This is a genomic window from Natribacillus halophilus, from assembly GCF_900100185.1.
In the GTDB taxonomy this organism is placed as follows: domain Bacteria; phylum Bacillota; class Bacilli; order Bacillales; family Marinococcaceae; genus Natribacillus; species Natribacillus halophilus.
Genome location: NZ_FNEN01000007.1, coordinates 91939 through 110644, shown reverse-complemented (window position 1 = coordinate 110644; position 18706 = coordinate 91939). Strand labels below are relative to the sequence as shown.

The 18706-nt window shown below is 50.9% G+C and carries 17 protein-coding genes and 1 other RNA gene; 8 read left to right on the top strand and 10 right to left on the bottom strand.

Going from position 1 to position 18706, the window contains the following annotated elements:
• The first annotated feature begins 297 nt into the window (after positions 1-297).
• From BLS58_RS09800 to putP, 6 genes are all read left to right on the top strand, one after another.
• Complete coding sequence (locus BLS58_RS09800; RefSeq protein ID WP_090398408.1) at positions 298-1248, top strand: alpha/beta hydrolase; 951 nt, start codon at positions 298-300, stop codon at positions 1246-1248.
• Positions 1249-1296: 48 nt separating this feature from the next.
• The gene (locus BLS58_RS09795; protein ID WP_245723128.1) at positions 1297-2649 is read left to right on the top strand and encodes a sigma-54 interaction domain-containing protein; all 1353 of its coding nucleotides are present in this window, start codon (positions 1297-1299) and stop codon (positions 2647-2649) included.
• Positions 2650-2771: 122 nt separating this feature from the next.
• Complete coding sequence (pruA, locus tag BLS58_RS09790; RefSeq protein ID WP_090398405.1) at positions 2772-4319, top strand: L-glutamate gamma-semialdehyde dehydrogenase; 1548 nt, start codon at positions 2772-2774, stop codon at positions 4317-4319.
• A gap of 61 nt (positions 4320-4380) precedes the next feature.
• Positions 4381-5295 (top strand): proline dehydrogenase family protein, encoded by a 915-nt coding sequence (locus tag BLS58_RS09785; protein ID WP_090398403.1) that lies wholly within the window; start codon positions 4381-4383, stop codon positions 5293-5295.
• A gap of 15 nt (positions 5296-5310) precedes the next feature.
• Positions 5311-5997 (top strand): haloacid dehalogenase type II, encoded by a 687-nt coding sequence (locus BLS58_RS09780; protein ID WP_176764697.1) that lies wholly within the window; start codon positions 5311-5313, stop codon positions 5995-5997.
• 105 nt (positions 5998-6102) lie between these two features.
• Positions 6103-7629 (top strand): sodium/proline symporter PutP, encoded by a 1527-nt coding sequence (gene putP, locus BLS58_RS09775; RefSeq protein WP_090398399.1) that lies wholly within the window; start codon positions 6103-6105, stop codon positions 7627-7629.
• 21 nt (positions 7630-7650) lie between these two features.
• On the opposite strand, the gene BLS58_RS09770 is transcribed toward putP, so the two are convergent.
• The 9 genes from BLS58_RS09770 to BLS58_RS09735 form a co-directional block, all read right to left on the bottom strand.
• Positions 7651-8715: an AI-2E family transporter gene (locus BLS58_RS09770; RefSeq protein WP_176764696.1), complete on the bottom strand. Its 1065-nt coding sequence runs from the start codon at positions 8713-8715 to the stop codon at positions 7651-7653.
• A 493-nt stretch (positions 8716-9208) separates the two neighbouring features.
• Positions 9209-9373 (bottom strand): hypothetical protein, encoded by a 165-nt coding sequence (locus BLS58_RS17550; protein WP_176764695.1) that lies wholly within the window; start codon positions 9371-9373, stop codon positions 9209-9211.
• Positions 9374-9397: 24 nt separating this feature from the next.
• Complete coding sequence (locus BLS58_RS09765; protein WP_090398395.1) at positions 9398-9622, bottom strand: hypothetical protein; 225 nt, start codon at positions 9620-9622, stop codon at positions 9398-9400.
• An 80-nt stretch (positions 9623-9702) separates the two neighbouring features.
• The gene (gene recD2 / locus BLS58_RS09760; protein WP_090398393.1) at positions 9703-11988 is read right to left on the bottom strand and encodes an SF1B family DNA helicase RecD2; all 2286 of its coding nucleotides are present in this window, start codon (positions 11986-11988) and stop codon (positions 9703-9705) included.
• 18 nt (positions 11989-12006) lie between these two features.
• Positions 12007-12711, bottom strand: coding sequence for a tetratricopeptide repeat protein (locus BLS58_RS09755; protein WP_245723127.1), 705 nt, complete (start codon positions 12709-12711; stop codon positions 12007-12009).
• Positions 12665-13783: a tRNA 2-thiouridine(34) synthase MnmA gene (gene mnmA, locus BLS58_RS09750; protein WP_090398389.1), complete on the bottom strand. Its 1119-nt coding sequence runs from the start codon at positions 13781-13783 to the stop codon at positions 12665-12667. The genes BLS58_RS09755 and mnmA overlap by 47 nt, the downstream gene beginning before the upstream one ends.
• Before the next feature lie 9 nt (positions 13784-13792).
• Complete coding sequence (locus tag BLS58_RS09745) at positions 13793-14953, bottom strand: cysteine desulfurase family protein (protein WP_090398387.1); 1161 nt, start codon at positions 14951-14953, stop codon at positions 13793-13795.
• A gap of 16 nt (positions 14954-14969) precedes the next feature.
• Complete coding sequence (gene cymR / locus BLS58_RS09740; RefSeq protein ID WP_090398385.1) at positions 14970-15389, bottom strand: cysteine metabolism transcriptional regulator CymR; 420 nt, start codon at positions 15387-15389, stop codon at positions 14970-14972.
• On the bottom strand, positions 15334-16023 hold the full coding sequence (locus tag BLS58_RS09735) for a YczE/YyaS/YitT family protein (protein WP_090398522.1): 690 nt from the start codon (positions 16021-16023) through the stop codon (positions 15334-15336). Before BLS58_RS09735 ends, cymR begins: the two co-directional genes overlap by 56 nt.
• A 164-nt stretch (positions 16024-16187) precedes the next feature.
• On the opposite strand from BLS58_RS09735, the gene BLS58_RS09730 reads away from it, so the two are divergent.
• The gene (locus tag BLS58_RS09730) at positions 16188-17477 is read left to right on the top strand and encodes a replication-associated recombination protein A (RefSeq protein WP_090398383.1); all 1290 of its coding nucleotides are present in this window, start codon (positions 16188-16190) and stop codon (positions 17475-17477) included.
• A gap of 111 nt (positions 17478-17588) precedes the next feature.
• Complete coding sequence (locus BLS58_RS09725) at positions 17589-18227, top strand: RsfA family transcriptional regulator (RefSeq protein WP_090398381.1); 639 nt, start codon at positions 17589-17591, stop codon at positions 18225-18227.
• A gap of 89 nt (positions 18228-18316) precedes the next feature.
• Here the strand turns inward: BLS58_RS09725 and ssrS are convergent.
• Positions 18317-18496: non-coding RNA, 6S RNA (ssrS, locus tag BLS58_RS09720), on the bottom strand.
• Positions 18497-18706: the final 210 nt, after the last annotated feature.

Sequence of the window (18706 nt, the reverse complement as noted above, 5' to 3'; positions counted from 1 at the left end):
GCTGTGATGTCAAGGGTGAGGTTAAAACCGCAGTTTCGTTTTCGTCAAAGTCCGAATAATTAGTCATGGATACCCTTACTATAGATGCTATTTCCTTTGGTGATGTCATTGGATGCTAGAATTAGACGGATTATGGCTTCACTTTCCGCGGATGACGCCATCGCCTAACCAGTATCAGCGAACGCGTCAATTTATCAGCGATCTCCCGAATTTATCAGCTAAGTCTCACATATATCCCTTACCGCTCCCGACGCGATATAATGGATCCAGGCGTGCATCGTTAGGAGTGACCGAAAAATGAAAAAGAAAATATTCCTTTTTGCCGGTATTTTTACCGTGATTATGATCATTGCCCTAATATGGGCGAGCAACTATTTTTATCGGGAAAGTGTGCAGCGGGGTGTCGCTGTTGACCTACATAGTGAAGATACAGACGCGGAGGCGCTGGCTGATCCGGAAGATGAGCGCTTAATGGAAGAGGCACAAGACTGGTATGACGAGCAGGAACAAATCGAGGTAGAGCTCACCAGCTACGATGATCTGCAGCTGGCCGCAAGTTACATGCCTAACGGAGATTCCGATGGCAATGCCGTCATCCTCGCCCATGGTTACCGCAGTCAAAAAGAAAATATGGATGAATACGTGGAATTTTATCACGACCAGGGGTTTGATGTCTTAAAACCGGATGCACGCGGTCACGGAGAAAGTGAAGGGGATTATATCGGTTTTGGGTGGCATGACCGCTTCGACTATCTGGATTGGATCGATATGCTCATCGACGAGCATGATGCCGAAAATATACTCCTGCACGGAGAATCGATGGGAGCCGCCACTGTATTGATGGCGAGCGGGGAAGATCTCCCCCACGAAGTCCGGGGCATCGTGGCTGACAGTGCCTACACGACTGTGGAAGAGGAACTGACGCATCAACTACAGCATTTATACGGCCTGCCTGCTTTTCCGCTTCTGAATATCACCAGTCTCGTCACCAATATTCGGGCCGGATATACGTTTACGGAAGCTTCGACGATTGAGCAAATAAAAGATAACACGCTCCCTTTATTTCTCATCCATGGCAGTGAAGATGAGCTCGTTCCCACGGACATGGCCTATGAACTTTACGAGGCCGCCGGGGGCAAACCGGAATTATGGATTGTTCCGGACGCCGGGCATACCGAGGCGCATACGGTAACGACGGTGGCATTTCAGGAACGGCTGCAGGCTTTTATTGCAGATATCGGCCTGTAAATCTGCAAAATTTTTTGCTATCCTGAGCTTAGAAGGGAGGCGAATACGTTGGCTAAGTCCATTTATGAGCAATTGTTCGACAAACTCGACCTCGGCATACGAGTCATCGACCAGGAAAGGAAGCCGCTCATTTATAACGAAAAAATGCGCGCGATCGAATCGATGACTTTTTCCGATTTTACCGATCGTCCATTTATGGACGTCTTTCAGTTTCAAAATGAAAAAGAAAGCCGGCTCATACAGGCCTTAAAATACGCGCGTGTCGTTGAAAACAAGAGACAGACGTATTTTAATGCCAAAGGTGAGGTCATCACGACGATCAACCACGTTTATCCATTAATGGACAATGACAAAGTGATTGCCGCCGTTGAAATCGCCAAGGATGTCAGTCAAATGGAACAAATTCTGCGCGACAAACGCACGAACGAAGAAGGGACGCGTTTTCAATTCGCGGATTTACTCGGGGAATCCCCCAACTTTATGGAGGTGGTCGAGCAGGCGCGACGTTCCTCTCGCACGGCCTCTCCTGTCCTGATTATCGGTGAAACCGGTACCGGCAAGGAACTGTTCGCGCAAAGTATTCATAATCGGGGAGAACGCGAAGGAAAAGCATTCGTCACCCAAAACTGCGCCGCCCTCCCGGAAAGTCTTGTGGAAGGGATTCTGTTCGGAACGGCCAAAGGCGCGTTTACAGGTGCGATTGATCGCCCCGGCTTATTTGAACAAGCCGACGGAGGTACATTGCTTCTGGACGAGGTGAACGCTCTGCCGCTCCATTTGCAGCCTAAGCTTTTGCGCGTCCTGCAGGAAAAGAAAGTGACACGCATCGGTGAGGCGAAAGAACGCCCCTTTGACGTTCGTCTGCTGGCGACGTTAAACGAAGACCCGCTGGAGGCGATTGCTGCCGAACGCTTGCGAAAAGACCTTTATTACCGCTTAAGCGTCGTCAGCCTGTTTATTCCCCCGCTGCGGGAACGCGGCGATGATGCAACAAAGCTCGCACGCTTTTTTTTACGAAAATACAATAACCGCTTTCATTTAAAAGTACAGAAATTTTCCGATGAGACCCTTACTGTGCTGCAAGCCTATCATTGGCCGGGCAACGTGCGTGAGCTGGAACACATCATCGAGGGGGCGATGAATTTTTTAAGCGATGAAACCGTTTTCGATATTCAGCATTTGCCGCGCCACATCCGCGAGCAGCCACACCGCCCTCATGCTGAAGGCTCTAAACCATTGCAACAGAAAGAATCCTTACCCGAGCGTCTTGCCCACATCGAACAAAACCTGGTCGCTGAAGCGATGGACGCGAGTAGGGGCAATGTGACTCAAGCGGCGCAGTTGCTCGGCATTAGTCGGCAAAACTTACAGTACAAACTGGACAAATATAATCGCAAATAATTTTGCGGAAATGAAAATTATTTTGCAGTTTTCGCCTACTCACCCCGATCACAAACGCCTTTTTATTTTGGCACATAAATTGCATGATTTTAGTGTGCACATTATTTTAAGGAGTGATCGCAATGGTCGTTTCATACACCCACGAACCATTTACGGATTTAAAAGAAACCAGCAATCATGCCGAGTATGAAGCTGCGCTCAAACTTGTCAAAAGCGAACTCGGCAAGGAATATCCGCTCATCATCGGCGGCGAACGGGTAACGACGGAGAAAAAAATAACGTCCGTGAACCCTGCCCATAAGTCGCAAGTGGTCGGGACGATTTCCAAAGCCTCGCAAAGCCACGCCGAAGAAGCGATGGAAAAAGCACAAGCCGCCTTCCAGGATTGGAGCAATTGGGATCCGGAAGCACGGGCGAATGTCCTGTTCCGGGCGGCCGCGATTGCCCGCCGCCGCAAGCACGAATTCTCCGCCTGGATGACTTATGAAATCGGCAAAACCAGAAAAGAAGCAGACGCCGACTCCGCCGAAGCGATTGACTTCCTGGAATACTACGCGCGGCAAATGGTGGAACTCAAAGACGGCGAACCGGTGAACAGCCGCTGGTTTGAACACAACCAGTATACGTATCAGCCCCTCGGCGTCGGGCTCACCGTTTCCCCATGGAATCTGCCGTTCGCGATTATGGCGGGGACAACCGTTGGCCCGATGGTAGCCGGCAATACGATCTTGCTCAAACCTGCCAGCCTCACCCCGGTGATCGCGTATAAATTCATGGAAGTGCTCGAAGAGGCCGGCATGCCCGCAGGTGTCGTCAACTATATCCCGGGAAGCGGCGGTGAAATCGGCGATTATCTCGTCGAACATCCGAAAACGCGCTTCATCAATTTCACCGGCTCCAAAGACGTCGGCATCGGCATTTACGAGAAAGCGGCCAAAGTGCAGCCGGGGCAAAACTTCCTGAAAAAGACAGCGATTGAAATGGGCGGCAAAGATACGATTATCGTCGACGATGATGCCGATCTCGACCTCGCTGCCGATGCGATCGTGCAATCGGCGTACGGTTTCAGCGGTCAAAAATGCTCCGCCTGCTCGCGTGTCGTCGTTCACGAAGACGTCTACGATGACGTTCTCGACAGAGTGACGAAAATAACCGAAGAACTGACCGTCGGCGACCCGGAAAGCGCAGAAACGTACATGGGTCCCGTGAGCGAACAAGCCGCTTATGAAAAAATACTCGATTACATTGACATCGGCAAACAGGAAGCACGCCTCGTCACCGGCGGAACGGGAAATAACGACGAAGGCTACTTCATCCAGCCGACGATTTTTGCAGACGCGGATCCACACGCGCGCATCATGCAGGAAGAAATCTTCGGACCAGTCTTGGCTTTCGCGAAAGCGAAAGACTTTCAGGAACTTATCGATATTGCCAACAACACCGATTATGGGTTGACCGGTTCGGTCATTTCCAACAACCGCGCGAACCTCGAGAAAGCCCGGCGCGAGTTCCATGTCGGCAATCTCTACTTCAACCGCGGCTGTACGGCAGCAATCGTTGGCTATCAACCCTTCGGCGGTTTTAAATTGTCCGGCACCGACTCGAAAGCCGGAGGACCCGGCTATATCCTGCACTTCATGGATCCGAAAACGGTTTGCGACCAGTTTTAATTTTATATGGCTCTGTCCCAGTGACGGGGCCCTTATTTGAAAAATATAGTGAGGGATCACCATGATTCAAAAAATTTCCCGCAACTTCTTTAGTTCGTTATCAAACAATAAAGTCCTGAATAAAGGGGCGAGGCGATGGGGATTGAAACTCGGAGCGTCGAAAGTCGTGGCCGGTTTGACCGTCGAGAGCGCGATTGAGAAAATCAAGGATTTAAATGACAGTGGCCGCATGGTCACCCTTGATCATCTTGGCGAGTTTGTCAGTGACGAACAGGAAGCGCGCGAGGCCCTGCAGGAAAGCCTGCACACGCTTGATGTTCTCCATGAGCATGGCGTCCATTGCACCCTGTCCGTTAAACTCACCAAACTCGGGCTCGATGTAGACGAAGCGCTTTGCTGGCAACAGATCTCTACACTTTGCGAGCACGCCGCCAACTATGGCAATACGATTAACATCGATATGGAAAATTACGCCCGTTATGACCAGACATTGGAATTTTTACGCGCGTTGCGGAAAACATACGACAACGTCGGCACCGTTTTACAATCCTATCTCCACCGGGGCATCGCGGATACCGAACAGTTGGCGGGCATCCCGCTGCGCATCGTCAAAGGGGCGTATAAAGAATCGCCAACCGTCGCTTATCAAGACAAAACAGACATTGACGAAAACTTTGTAAAAATGGTACAAACACATTTACGCAATGAAAGCTACACAGCCATCGGCACTCATGACCACAAAATCATCGCTGAAATTAAAGCGTTTACAGAAAAAAATCATATCCCGAGAGAGATGTTTGAATTTCAAATGCTTTACGGTTTCCGCGATGATTTACAGCAGACGCTCGTCGATGAGGGGTATCGCTTTCGCACGTACGTCCCATTTGGCCACGATTGGTACGGGTATTTCATGCGCCGATTGGCGGAACGGCCGCAAAACGTCACGTTTGCTTTGCGAGGAATGTTTTCAAAATAATTCAGGAGGGATATGATGACCGCACCAAAAGCCATCACTTTCGACTGTTACGGCACGATCATTGACTGGGATCGGGCCGTGCAAAATTATTTTAGGAATATTTTGGCTCAATATGACATAAATAATGCTGATGTCGTCGCTCTCCAGAGACATTGGGAAAACATTCAGTTTACCTATATCCAGGATCACTATCGTCCTTACAAGGAAGTTCTGAAGCATACGATGGCGATGGCGTTCCGCGAATTTGGCTATCCTTTTAGCACGGATGACTGCATCGCTTTCTCTGAATCCATGGGGAGCTGGGAACCTTTCCCGGATGCCAAAGAAGCTTTGCTGGAACTAAAAAAACTCACCAAAATCGCTCTGATCACGAATACGGACGATGCCATCATTAATGAAACCGTCACACATCTGGGGGTTGATTTTGATGAGATCATTACGGCTGAACAAGCCGGTGTTTATAAGGCCAATCATCAAGGGTTTCACTTGGCGCTTGAGCGCTTGGGTATCGAACGATCAGAGCTTCTCCACGTCGGGTTCGGTTTCAAATACGATGTCGTTCCGGCCACTGAATTAAACATTAAATCCTGCTGGGTGAACCGTTACGGAGAAACTCGGCCGGCCAATGTAAAAGAAACGTTTTTAGTCGGAGATATGTCGACACTGGCTTTATTAATCAAGGGAATGGCTCATTCCACATAGGGAGGGATATAATGTCGTTTGCCACCTGGTTCTGGTTACTCGTTCCGATGTTAGCTACGGTCGTTCTGTCTTTGATTAGTTTGTTGAGAGCAAGGAGGGGCATAAATGGATCTTGATATTCCTACGTTAATAACCTTTATCATCTACATCGTCGGTATGCTCATCATCGGGATTATCTTTTACCGTACGACCACGAATTTGTCTGACTATGTCCTGGGGGGCAGAAGATTAAGCAGTGGCGTAGCCGCTTTAAGTGCGGGCGCCTCCGACATGAGTGCTTTCATGATCCTCGGACTTCCCGGTGCCGTCTACTTGTCGGGGATGAGTGAAATGTGGCTGCCGATAGGGCTCACGATCGGTGCTTACCTAAACTGGCAGTTTCTTGCCAAACGGCTGCGCCGCTACACAGAAATCGCCCGTAATGCGATTACACTGCCCGACTTTCTGGATAAACGTTTTCGTGATGAAACAAAGATCGTGCAAACGAAGACGTTGCGTATTGTGTCTGCTTTTTTTATTCTGTTGTTCTTTACATTTTATACCTCTTCGGGGCTGGTCGGCGGAGCGACGCTTTTCGCCAGTACCTTTGGCTGGGAGTATCAAACCGCCTTGTGGGTCGGTGCGATCGTCGTTATCTCCTACACGTTTTTAGGCGGTTTTCTCGCGGTCAGTTTCACCGACTTTATACAGGGTATTCTGATGTTTCTGGGTCTTATCATTGTTCCGATTGTTGCCGTGATCGAAATGGGCGGTTGGGACAGTACGGTTTCCGGTATTGCCGACGTTGATCCTGTTTATCTGGATGCTTTCGCGGGGACATCGGCGATCGCGATCATTTCCCTGCTCGCCTGGGGGCTTGGTTACTTTGGCCAACCGCACATCATTACCCGCTTTATGGCCATACGTTCCGAAAATGACATCCCCGCGGCCCGTTTTATCGGTATGACATGGATGACGTTTGGCCTCCTTGGTGCCGTTTTTGTAGGATTCATTGGCATCGCTTACTTTGAAGGGGTTGGCGCGGGCTCGCCGTTGGCGGATGAAGAAACGGTGTATATCCTGTTCACACAAGTGCTTTTTAACCCCTGGGTCGCCGGGATTTTACTCGCTGCCATATTGGCGGCGATTATGAGCACGATCGATTCACAGCTGCTCGTGTCATCAAGCGCGCTTACCGAGGATTTTTATAGAGGGTTCCTTAAACCGAACGCTACTGCCAATGAACTCGTCTGGGTCGGCCGTGTCGGTGTCATCGTGATTGCGCTCATTGCCACCTTTTTGGCGTACGATCCGGAGAGCACGGTGCTGGAGTTGGTGGAATATGCCTGGGCAGGCTTTGGCGCCGCCTTTGGGCCGGTGATGTTATTCAGCGTCTTCTGGCGCCGCATGACCGCTTGGGGAGCTGTTGCCGGCATTGCCACCGGAGGGCTCACTGTTATCATATGGAATTTCTTTGAAGGCGGCTTGTTCGATCTTTATGAAATCCTCCCCGGATTTGTGCTCGGCAGCCTGGCGATTATCATCGTGAGCTTGCTCAATCAACGACCGGCCGATCATATTCTGGAAGAATTCGATTTCGTCGATAACGCGACTTATGATGAGGAACAGCAAAAATATGTTCGTGAAGACTAATCAAGCGGGAAAATGAGGAGGTTAATACGCTTCCTCATTTTCTTCTTTTTTACGGAAAACCCGTACGACTTCCCCGATAATGACAAACAGCGGCACGGCGATGAGTAAGCCGATAAAACCCGCGAATTCATAGCCGATCAGTAACGCCAGTAAAATCAACAGTGGGTGAAGGTGGGCGCTTTTTCCCATGATATAGGGCGAGAGAACATTGCTTTCCAATTGTTGGACAATGGTAATCGCGATGATCGTAAATAAAACCGTTTGCCAGGAAACCCCGAGCGCGACGATGACAGCGGGAACCGCGCCGATATAGGGCCCGACATAAGGGATCAAGTCCGTCATTCCCATGAAGATCCCGAGGATCAAAGGATAAGGCAGCTGAACGATCCACAACGCGACAATCGAAAGCGCCCCTACACAAAGGGAGACGACAATCTGTCCCCGAATGTAAAAACCGAGCGCGTGATCGACGGCCTGTACAAATTTTTTTCCATTTTCCTGCCATCGCTCCGGGATGATATAGGTGGCCGCTTTTTCAAAGGCATACAAGTCCTTCAACAAATAAAAGATTAAAAAGGGGAGCAAAAAAAGCATGACAACCCCTTCTACGATCGCGGGCCATTGTTCCATCACCCTTTCCACCATATCTTCCCCGTTGGCCTCCAATTGTACGACGCCCTCTTCCACCTGATCGTGAATGATGGGAGGCAATGTATCGATCTGGCGGTGAATGGACGACCATCCGGATTCGAAGGCTTGAATCCATCCCGGCAACTCGTTGACAAACTCGCTATATTGACGTACCAACACGGGAGCCATTTCGATCAATAACCAGATGCCTCCGCCAAAAACGACGAGATAAATAAGCAGGACAGAGGCCCAGCGTGGAAAGCCATATCGCTGCAAAAATTTGATGACCGGGTGCAACAAGTACGCAAATAAACCGGCAAGCAAAAAAGGAAGGATGATTTTTCCCATGCTGATTAACACCGGTTTCCAGACAGGTGTAAGTAAATAAAGAAAGTATACGCAGGCCAATAGAATGAGTACAAACAGAGACCGAAGCAACCATTTCCGTGAATCCATGCTTACCTCCAGGTGCATATTTCTATTAGCATTTACGAATCAGGTGGAGTTATCCAAACCCGGGGTATGATTTCGGGATTTTTATACCTCTCGGGGTGCCCTATATAACTCCTGAGGTATGATTTCCGGCTTTCCATACCTCTCGGGGCACCCGTTCTAACTTTTGGGGGATGATTTCAGACTTCCCGTACCTCTCGGGGCACCCGATCTAACTTTTGGGGGATGATTTCGGACTTCCCGTACCTTTCGGGGCGCCCGATCTAGCTTTTGGGGGATGATTTCAGACTTCCCGTACCTTTCGGGGCACCTGATCTAGCCTTTGGGGTATGATTTCCGGCTTTCCATACCTTTCGAGGTCCCCTATCTAACCCCCGGGGGATGATTTCGGACTTCCCGTACCTTTCGGGGCACCTGATCTAGCCTTTGGGGGATGATTACGCCCATCCCTGAAACACAAAAATCGCCCGTCTCATGACAACGGGCGATTTTTGCTCTAGAAGGCACGCCGGTAAGCTTTTCGAAAAGACTTGTAGTACTTGTTTTTCTTAAGTCTGGACATCAAGTTGGCATTTGAGCGTTGAGTGGTCATCATATAAATGGCTGTGCCGACAGAGCCAATCCCTGCGATCAGCAGTGAAGAGGCGGCTTTATTATTCATGAGCGACCCTCCGTTCATACGTATTTACCGTCCTGACGCTTTTTGCATGAGCTGAGGATCCGTATGCAACTGACGTTCCTCGCTGCTAAAGAGATCATCCAGAGAGCTCAGCGATCCGTCTTCTTCAACCTGAAAAACAGACAGCTCTTCACCCTGTACGATCACTTCGATATAGCAACGCCAACAGTAATATTGGTTACTGCCAATTTTCCCTAAATCCTTAAATTGACAGTTTGGACAGTGAACCATATCATCCCTCCTGTGAAAAACTTCTTTTTCACAAGAATGGCCGAATCATCCCCATGCTATACGTAAAAGAGTCAGGATTGTTAGTATTGTCCTTCTGCGGGGCTTTCATGATTGGAACTTACTTCCTCTCCTGCTAAACGCAGATGCAAATGAGAATAACGGCTATTCTGGTCGTTATTTTGGGCAGCCATTTCAAAGGCGCGGCGTTCGCCGACCATGATTAAAGAATCACGAGCCCTTGTAATCGCTGTGTAAAGCAAATTTCTTTTTAACATGCGGCGGTAAGACATCGACAACGGGACGATAACGATGGGAAATTCACTGCCCTGGGCTTTATGTATGGAGGAACAGTAAGCGAGGGTGATTTGTTTTAACGCCTGTTTTTCATATTCGACTTCCTTACCGTCAAAACTGACGACGAGCTTTTCTTTGCCATCTTCCGTTTCTTTCTGCCTCTGAATCGCGACGATTTCTCCCCTGTCGCCGTTAAAAACGTTGTCTTCGGGATTATTGACGAGTTGTAAAACGATATCGCCATGACGGAATTCAACGTCACCATATTTCACGGAACGTTTTCCTTGCTGCGGAGGGTTGAAAAGTGCCTGTAACCGTTCGTTTAAGCGATGAATGCCGGCGCTGCCTTTATACATCGGGACGAGGACCTGAAGCTCGCGGGCAGAATAATTCTTTTCCAACGCTTTTTCGCACACCCGGAGGACGACATCTGGCATATCCGCTCCTTGGCAAGGTATAAAAGACCGATCCGGTTGTGCTTCGGTAAAGTCGGCAGACAGCCGTCCTTCCTTGAGCTCATGGGCCAGGTCAATAATGGAAGAGCCCTCCGCCTGCCGGTAAACGAGCGATAATGAGATGGCCGGAATCGTCTCTGACCGCAGCACATCCCCCAGCACCTGGCCGGGGCCTACCGATGGCAGTTGGTCTTCATCGCCGACGATGACGACTTGCATCCCGTCGGGAATGGCTTTAAACAATTGATTTGCCAGCCAGATGTCAACCATCGACGCTTCATCGATAATCAAGAGTTCCCCTTCCAGAGGATTGTCTTCATCGTGTTCGAGAAATTCTTCGCCTTCCCCGCGCCAGCCGAGCCATTTATGAATCGTATACGCGCGTAGCCCGGTCGTCTCGGCCATCCGTTTCGCCGCCCTGCCCGTTGGCGCGGCGAGCAGGACCGGGAGCTTTTTTTCTTTGCGCTGATCCCAGCCGCGCGTCCGTTTGAACATCTCCACGATTGCGCGAATAACCGTCGTTTTCCCTGTGCCCGGGCCCCCGGTTAAAATCATGAGCGGCGATTTAAGCGCAAGCTCGACGGCTTCTTTCTGACGCTCGGCGTAGGTGATTTTGAAATCGTCTTCCAATTCGCCCAATGTTTTCAAAAAAAGATCCTGGGAAAACGTTTCCTGGTCTTCCCTGCCTAGAAGACGCTTCATGTTCGTCGCCAGCCCTTTTTCCGCGAAATACAGCGACAACATGTAGCCCCGATCGTCGTGAACGACGACCGTGCCTTCTTCGGCAAGTTCTACGATACTGTCCAACAACATATCAGTATTGACCGTCCGGTCACGATAATTCAGGACGCCCAATGTCTCCTCGACCCATATGTTTTCCGGCAAATACACATGCCCGACCGTCTGCGAGATCTGGGTCAGTGTAAAAAGTAACCCTGCCTTCACGCGCTTGCGAGATGTCGAAGCAATGCCTAGCTGCTCACCGAGGGTATCGGCCTTTTGAAAGCCAATGCCTTCGATATCCTGAACGAGTTGATAGGGGTCATCCTCCACGACTGTCAACGTCTCCCCTTCGTATTTCTGAATAATTTTGGTGGCCAATTCAGTACCGAATCCATAGCCGATCAAGCGGCTCATGACACCGGCAAGCTCTTGCTCTTCCATAAGGCGTGTGGTGAGGATGTCTGCTTGTTCGCGTTTAAGTTCGGAGAGGTCGTATAGACAGGTGGGATCGTTGATGATTTTTTCAATAGCCGCTTCCCCGAGGGCTTCGACGACACGAGTGGCTGTTTTCTCGCCGATGCCGGGGAACCGTTGGCTCGATAAGTATTGAATCAATGCCGGGCTGCCTTGCGGCACGTACGGTTCGTAAAGTTCCATGTTGAACTGCTGCCCGTAACGCGGGTGCTCGTGGTAATGACCGAAAAACGTCAGCATCTCCCCTTCAGGCGGCGCGGGGAAATGACCGACGATAGCGATCGAGGAGACAGCAATGGCCGGCTTGGCTTCATCGATGTGAATGTTCAGGACCGTATAACCATTATTGTCGTTACGAAAAATGATATGACTCACCGTCCCGGAGATCCAGGACAGCGACGCCTTCCATTCGTCATTCATGCTTTGCCTCCTCTTCGGTCACTCCAGGGCTTTAAGGACACGCTTCTTCCCGTGTGCCGCCAGATAATGATCGGGCTGCGCCGCGAGCGCCCGTTCAAAATGAGCCAGCGCCTTGTCGTTTTCTTCCCTGGCGTGATAGGCAATACCGAGGTTATAATGCGCATCCGCATGCTGTTCATCGTTTTGAACGATCACCTCAAACGCATCGATCGCCTCATCCACGAGCTCCAGCTTCGCCAATGTTAAGGCAAAATAAAAACGGGCTTCATCATCGTCCGTGTCCAACTCGACCGCTCGTTGCAAGCGTGCGAGCGCGTACGGATGGTTGCCGAGTTGATATTCGCACATCCCCATCATCAGGTGCAGGCTTTGATCGTCCATGCCGAGCGCTTCGGCTTGCCGGTAAAACTGCAGGGCTTCCTGGAATTTTTCAATATTGTAGGAGATATTTCCGGCCCCGTAGTAGGCAGCTGCCTGCCCTTCATCGAGTTGGATCGCTCGTCTGTAACTCTCCAGCGCTTGCTCATATTCCCCCGAACGGGCAAGCAGACTGCCAATATTCGTGTATACCAACGGGTTGTCCGGATCGGAGGTCAGCGCTTCGCGAAAATACGCGATCGCTTCTTCGTATCTACCTTCTCGCATTGCGTCCGTGCCTTTTTCGTACGCACTCACCTTAACCACTTCCCGAAACCAGTTCTTCACGGGCCACGGTTGCTTCAATCGTTCCCCCACCCAGGCAGACATCGCCGTCATAAAAGACGACGGCCTGGCCTGGGGTTACCGCTCGCTGCGGCTTGGCAAAGGCCACGTAGAAATGGTCTTTATCGTCAACATGGAGGGTAACCTTCTGATCCGCTTGCCGGTATCTGAATTTCGCCGTGCAGGTGACCGGGCGCTCAGGGAGGGAAGAACGGAGCCAATTCAAGCCGGAACCGTAAAGCCCGGCCGACATCAGGGCGGGATGGTCGCTCCCCTGGGCGACGATCAGTGTATTCTCATCGAGGTCTTTATCAACGACGAACCACGGCTCGCCGGCACCGCCGATGCCCAGCCCCTGGCGCTGGCCGAGCGTATAATACATCAACCCTTCGTGGCGGCCTTTATAGACGCCTTCGGGCGTGCGCATCTCTCCGGGCTGGGCGGGCAAATACTGCTTGAGGAAGGATTTAAAATCGCGCTCACCGATGAAGCAGATGCCCGTACTGTCTTTTTTCCGAGCGGTGGCGAGTTCGCGTTCTTCGGCCATCGTCCTGACGTCCTTCTTGTCATAACCACCGAGCGGGAACATGACGCGCGCGAGCTGGTCCTGGCTCAGCTGATTCAAAAAGTACGTCTGGTCTTTATTGTTGTCAACCCCCCGCACAAGATCGACCGAGCCGTCTTCGTGCCGGTGAATACGCGCGTAATGGCCCGTCGCCAAATAATCAGCGCCGAGGAGCAGTGCGTAATCGAGGAAGGCCCTGAATTTAATTTCCTTGTTGCACACGATATCCGGGTTGGGGGTACGCCCGTTTTCGTATTCATCCAAAAAATACGTGAAGACACGGTCCCAGTATTGCTGTTCAAAGTTGACGGAGTAATAAGGGATGCCGATTTGATCACAGACGCGGGCGACATCCTGATAATCGCTCGTCGCCGTGCAGACGCCCCATTCATCGGTATCATCCCAGTTTTTCATAAAAACGCCGACGACGTCATAGCCTTCTTCCTTGAGCAAGACGGCGGCCACGGAGGAATCAACCCCGCCGGACATGCCAACGACGACACGAAGGTCGCTGTTGTTCGTTGTCATTTTTTCACCTCAATTCTCTGTCAATATCTTCCGTTGCCGTTTTGCGATATTGGCGATCGCCTGCGCGGCTGTCTCCATTTGGTCTTCATCATTGCCGAAGCCGACACTGATGCGGATCGAGGCGCGAACCCGAGGATCCTCCTCGCCGTACATCGCCTTTAACACATGGGAAGGCTGGAAACTACCGGCCGTGCAGGCCGATCCACTGGCCACCGCTACGCCCTCCAAGTCCAGCTGTGCGAGGAGCGGTTCTGTCGATGTGCCGGGGAAATGAAGATTAATGATGGAGGGAAGTCTTTTTTCCTCGATTCCATTTATTTCATACGGAACATCCTCAGACGCAAGTGTCGTTAAGAGATGCGCCACGAGCTGCCCATACGTTTTCGCCCGCGTTTCCCTCTCCTTTTGCAAGGATTGCACGGCTGCACCGAAACCGACGATCGCGGGCACATTTTCCGTTCCCGGCCGCAGACGCCTCTCCTGTTCCCCGCCAAAAATGAGGGGGTGAAGGGTTGTTTCTTTTTTGACATACAGAAAACCGGCGCCCTTGGGGCCGTTGATTTTGTGGGCCGAAGCGGTGAGCATATCGACTTGAAGCGACGCCACATCGATGGGGAGCATGCCGTAAGCCTGTACAGCGTCCGTGTGGAAAAGGGCCTCGTGCCCCCGCAAACATTCACCGATTTCGGCTATCGGGTTAATGATGCCCGTTTCATTATTGGCATACATCATCGTGACGAGAATCGTGTCTTCCCGCAAAGCTTGCTGCACGGTTTCAACACGAACGGTTCCGTCTGCGGTCACAGGCAGATAGGTAACGTCAAATCCTTCTCGCTCCAATTGCTCGCAGGCGTGGAGAACAGCGTGGTGTTCGACTTCTGTCGTGATCACGTGCCTGCCTTCATGTTCACGGGCACGGGCGGCACCTGTGACCGCGAGGTTATCCGCTTCCGTCCCCCCGCTCGTAAAAATGATCTCTTCGGTGCCTGCTCCTACGCTCTCAGCGATGGTCATTCTTGCAGCATCCACCGCTGCGCGCGCCTCGCGGCCAAAACGATGAATACTCGATGGATTGCCTTGATACGTGCCATCAAGAAAAGGCTTCATCTCTTGCCAGACCTCCGGACGCACAGGGGTAGTCGCGGCATGATCCAAATAAATATCCGTCAAGAAAATCACACCCACCTCAAATGTAAAACATATAGTCTTCCAGCTCACCCGTATCTTCATAATTCGCCAAATCATGAAGCGTCGTGGAGTCGAGAACATTTTTTACAGCATCCCTGATCTTAATCCAAAGATCACGCTTAGCCGGTTCTTCATCCTCGACGATTTCCACCGGAGAAATCGGGCCTTCCAGCACGCGGATAATGTCTCCGGCCGTGATCTCTTTGGGATCTGTCGCCAACATATAACCGCCATAAGCGCCGCGTACACTTTTCACGTACATGGCGTTTCTAAGCGGGGCAATCAATTGCTCGAGATAGTGCTCGGAAAGTCGATAGTCTTTCGCGATCGATTTTAATGAAATCGGGCCATCCCCGTGTTTTTTAGCTAACGCGATCATGATGGTGAGCCCGTACCGACCCTTTGTAGAAATCTTCATATCTGTCCCTTCTTTCTAGCCAATCATTAAACAGCCGTTGACAGTAAGGCAATGCATAGCCAACGACAGGACCAATCGTTAATGAAAAAATAATCGTTCCGATAAATACAGGACCGCCGAGGATCCATCCCATCGCGAGGACGCTCAGCTCCATAAACAACCGGGCACGGCCGACCTGCATGCCTGTTCGGTTCGCAATCGATAACATGAGCGTATCACGCGGACCGGCACCGCACTTCGGTGCGATATAAATGCCAATACCTAAGCCCATGATGAGAATGCCGCCGATGAGCATCGCAAACCGCAGCCATAAGCTATCCGGTGTCGCCATGATAAGCAGAAAAAGATCAAGAAAAACACCGACAAATATCATGTTAAGAACGCTGCCCACCTGCGGGCGCTTTTTATCCAGGATCGCCGCTACACCGATAATGACGATGCCGACGATAATACTCCAGCTTCCCACCGTTAAACCGGCGTTCATCGTCAATCCAATGTGAAACACGTCCCAGGGAGCAGCGCCAAGATCGGCCCGGATCATAAGAGCAATCCCCACGGCTACGATCATGAGCCCGATCGTAAAAATGCTCCAGCGTACAACGTCTCGCTTTACTCTCCCATATTGGTGTTGCACATATATTCCTTCTCTCTTTTCAGTCGCGCAGATGACCTGCGCAAATCCGCTGCTATTATAGCACATTTTGCATTCCCTTGCATTCGAAGCGCTTTTCTTGTAGATGGCTCGTATCTGTGTTATTTTTATAAAAAAGAACGTATATTCCCAGGAGCTGAAAAAAAATGAGTCCCACACCACTCGCCTATCGCATGCGACCCGAAACGATCGATGAAGTATATGGCCAGGACCATCTGTTGGCTGAAGGCGCCCTCATTCGCCGCATGGTTGAGGCGAACAGGCTCCATCCGCTGATTTTGCACGGCCCGCCCGGAACAGGGAAAACCTCCCTGGCGATTGCGCTCGCAGGCAGTACAAACATTCATTACAAATGGCTGAATGCCGTTCAGCATCAGAAAAAAGATTTACAGATCGCCGCTGATGAAGCACGGATGTACGGAAGCATGATCCTGATTCTCGATGAGTTCCATCGTCTCGATAAAGGCAAACAGGATTTCCTGCTCCCTCATCTGGAAAGCGGCGAATTGCTCGTGATCGGCGCCACGACCGCCAATCCCTACCATTCGATTAACCCGCCGATCCGCAGCCGTTGCCACGTCTTTGAACTTTATAAACCGGAAAAAGAAGACATCAAAAAAATGCTCGTCGCTGCACTTGCCGACGAGGAAAAAGGCTTGGGCACGTACCGGACCAACGTGAATGAAGAGGCCATGGAGCACATGGCCGCTGCTTCCGGCGGGGATATGCGCACAGCCCTGAACGCGCTCGAGCTCGCGGTTTTGTCCACCCCGGCAGCTGAAGACGATACGATTTACATCGATTTGGCGATCGCAGAAACATGTACGCAAAAGAAAAATTTTGACCATGACAAAGACGGCGATCACCATTACGACGTGCTATCTGCTTTCCAGAAATCGATACGGGGAAGCGATGTGGATGCCGCGCTGCATTATTTGGGCCGCTTGATCACGGTGGGCGATCTTACGAGTATCGGACGCCGCTTACTCGTCATGGCGTATGAAGATATCAGTCTTGCCAACCCGCAAGCCGGGACGCGCACGCTCGCCGCCATCGAAAGCGCCGAGCGCTTGGGCTTTCCGGAAGCGCGCATCCCGCTCGCCAACGCGGTCGTCGAATTGGCACTGTCCCCGAAATCAAACAGCGCTTATCGCGCGCTGGATAATGCCCTCGCGGATATTGACAAACACGGCTCGCCGCCGATTCCCGCCCATATCCGCGACAGCCATTATCAGGGCGCAACGGCGCTAAACCGCGGGGTCGGTTATTTATACCCGCACGACTATAAAGACGCTCTCGTCGCGCAACAATACCTGCCCGATGCGTTAAAACAACACCGTTATTTACGCTTTAACGGCAACAGCAAATTTGAGCAGGCGTTTCAGGATGCACAAACGAAAATCAACCACGTCCTCAAACCGACCAACAAACGGTAATTTTGTGGTTATTTTACTTCTTCCTGCTTTCTGGAAGTATAGAGATTATGAATATCGTCCATATTAATACCAGAAAGATATACTATGAACCTCAGGGAAGAAGGGATAGCGATGACAAAAGTACGCCAGGACGCCTGGTCGCATGAAGACGATGTCTTACTCGCGGATACCGTATTAAAACACATTAAGGAAGGCAGTACACAGTTGAAAGCGTTCGAGGAAGTCGGTGACATTTTAAACCGCACAGCCGCGGCCTGCGGCTTTCGCTGGAATGCCGTCGTTCGCGATCGCTACGAAGGAAACGTCAGTGATGCGAAAAGAGAACGAAAGACCTTCCAGCGTCGCGATGCTGCCAATGCCGTCCAACGCACGTTCGGGATGAACACGACCACCACGATGTCAACAACGACAGACAACCAACCCATGTCCTCCGGTAACGAAGACTTGCCATTGGAGCAGGTCATTGCCTTTTTGGAAACATTGAAAAGGCGCGAAGGCGAATCCGGCATGAACGATCAGAAGATAGCTACACTGGAAGAAGAGAAACAAGAGCTGCAGGAAAGCGTTGATGCCTGGCGCCATAAACACGAGGAACTGGAAAAAGAATATCAGTCTCTGTTGAGCGTCATTAACCGCGCCCGCAAAATGATGTTCATGGATGAGACGAACCCTGAAACATTTATGGCGTCCAACAATTTTCGTCTGGACAACGACGGCAATCTCGAAAATATCGCGAAAGATTCAGTGTAAGATTTCTCTTACGCTGAATCTTAATGTTAGAAAGAACGACAAAAAGACTGACCGGTTCGGTCAGCCTTTCTTTGCGTGTGTTCTCATGAAGAAGCCCCGTTGTGCCGTAGTGATCACCAGGTTTTCAAGCCTGCAATGGCAGGTGGGTGCCCTGCTCAAACTTCCGTAAGTCCCTGTGAGGGCTTTTACTTCCGGTTGAAACGTCAGGCTCCCTATCAAAAAGTGTTGGCTTTAAAACAAATAGTGTCATACGTACACTACAGGACCTCTTTGCATATGATTATAGCACGATTTGCCTGCCCTCGCAAGCAGCGCTTGCAGATTGCGCGCGGTACGCGCGGTATCGGTAAAGACCAAGTATCATCACAGCTCCCCGGAGGACGGAACAGCATCTGTATTACCTTGATCATACCTCACGGAGCGTTTCGTTTGCCATTTGGGGGATGACTTCGGCTAAATCATACCCCGCGGAGCGTTTC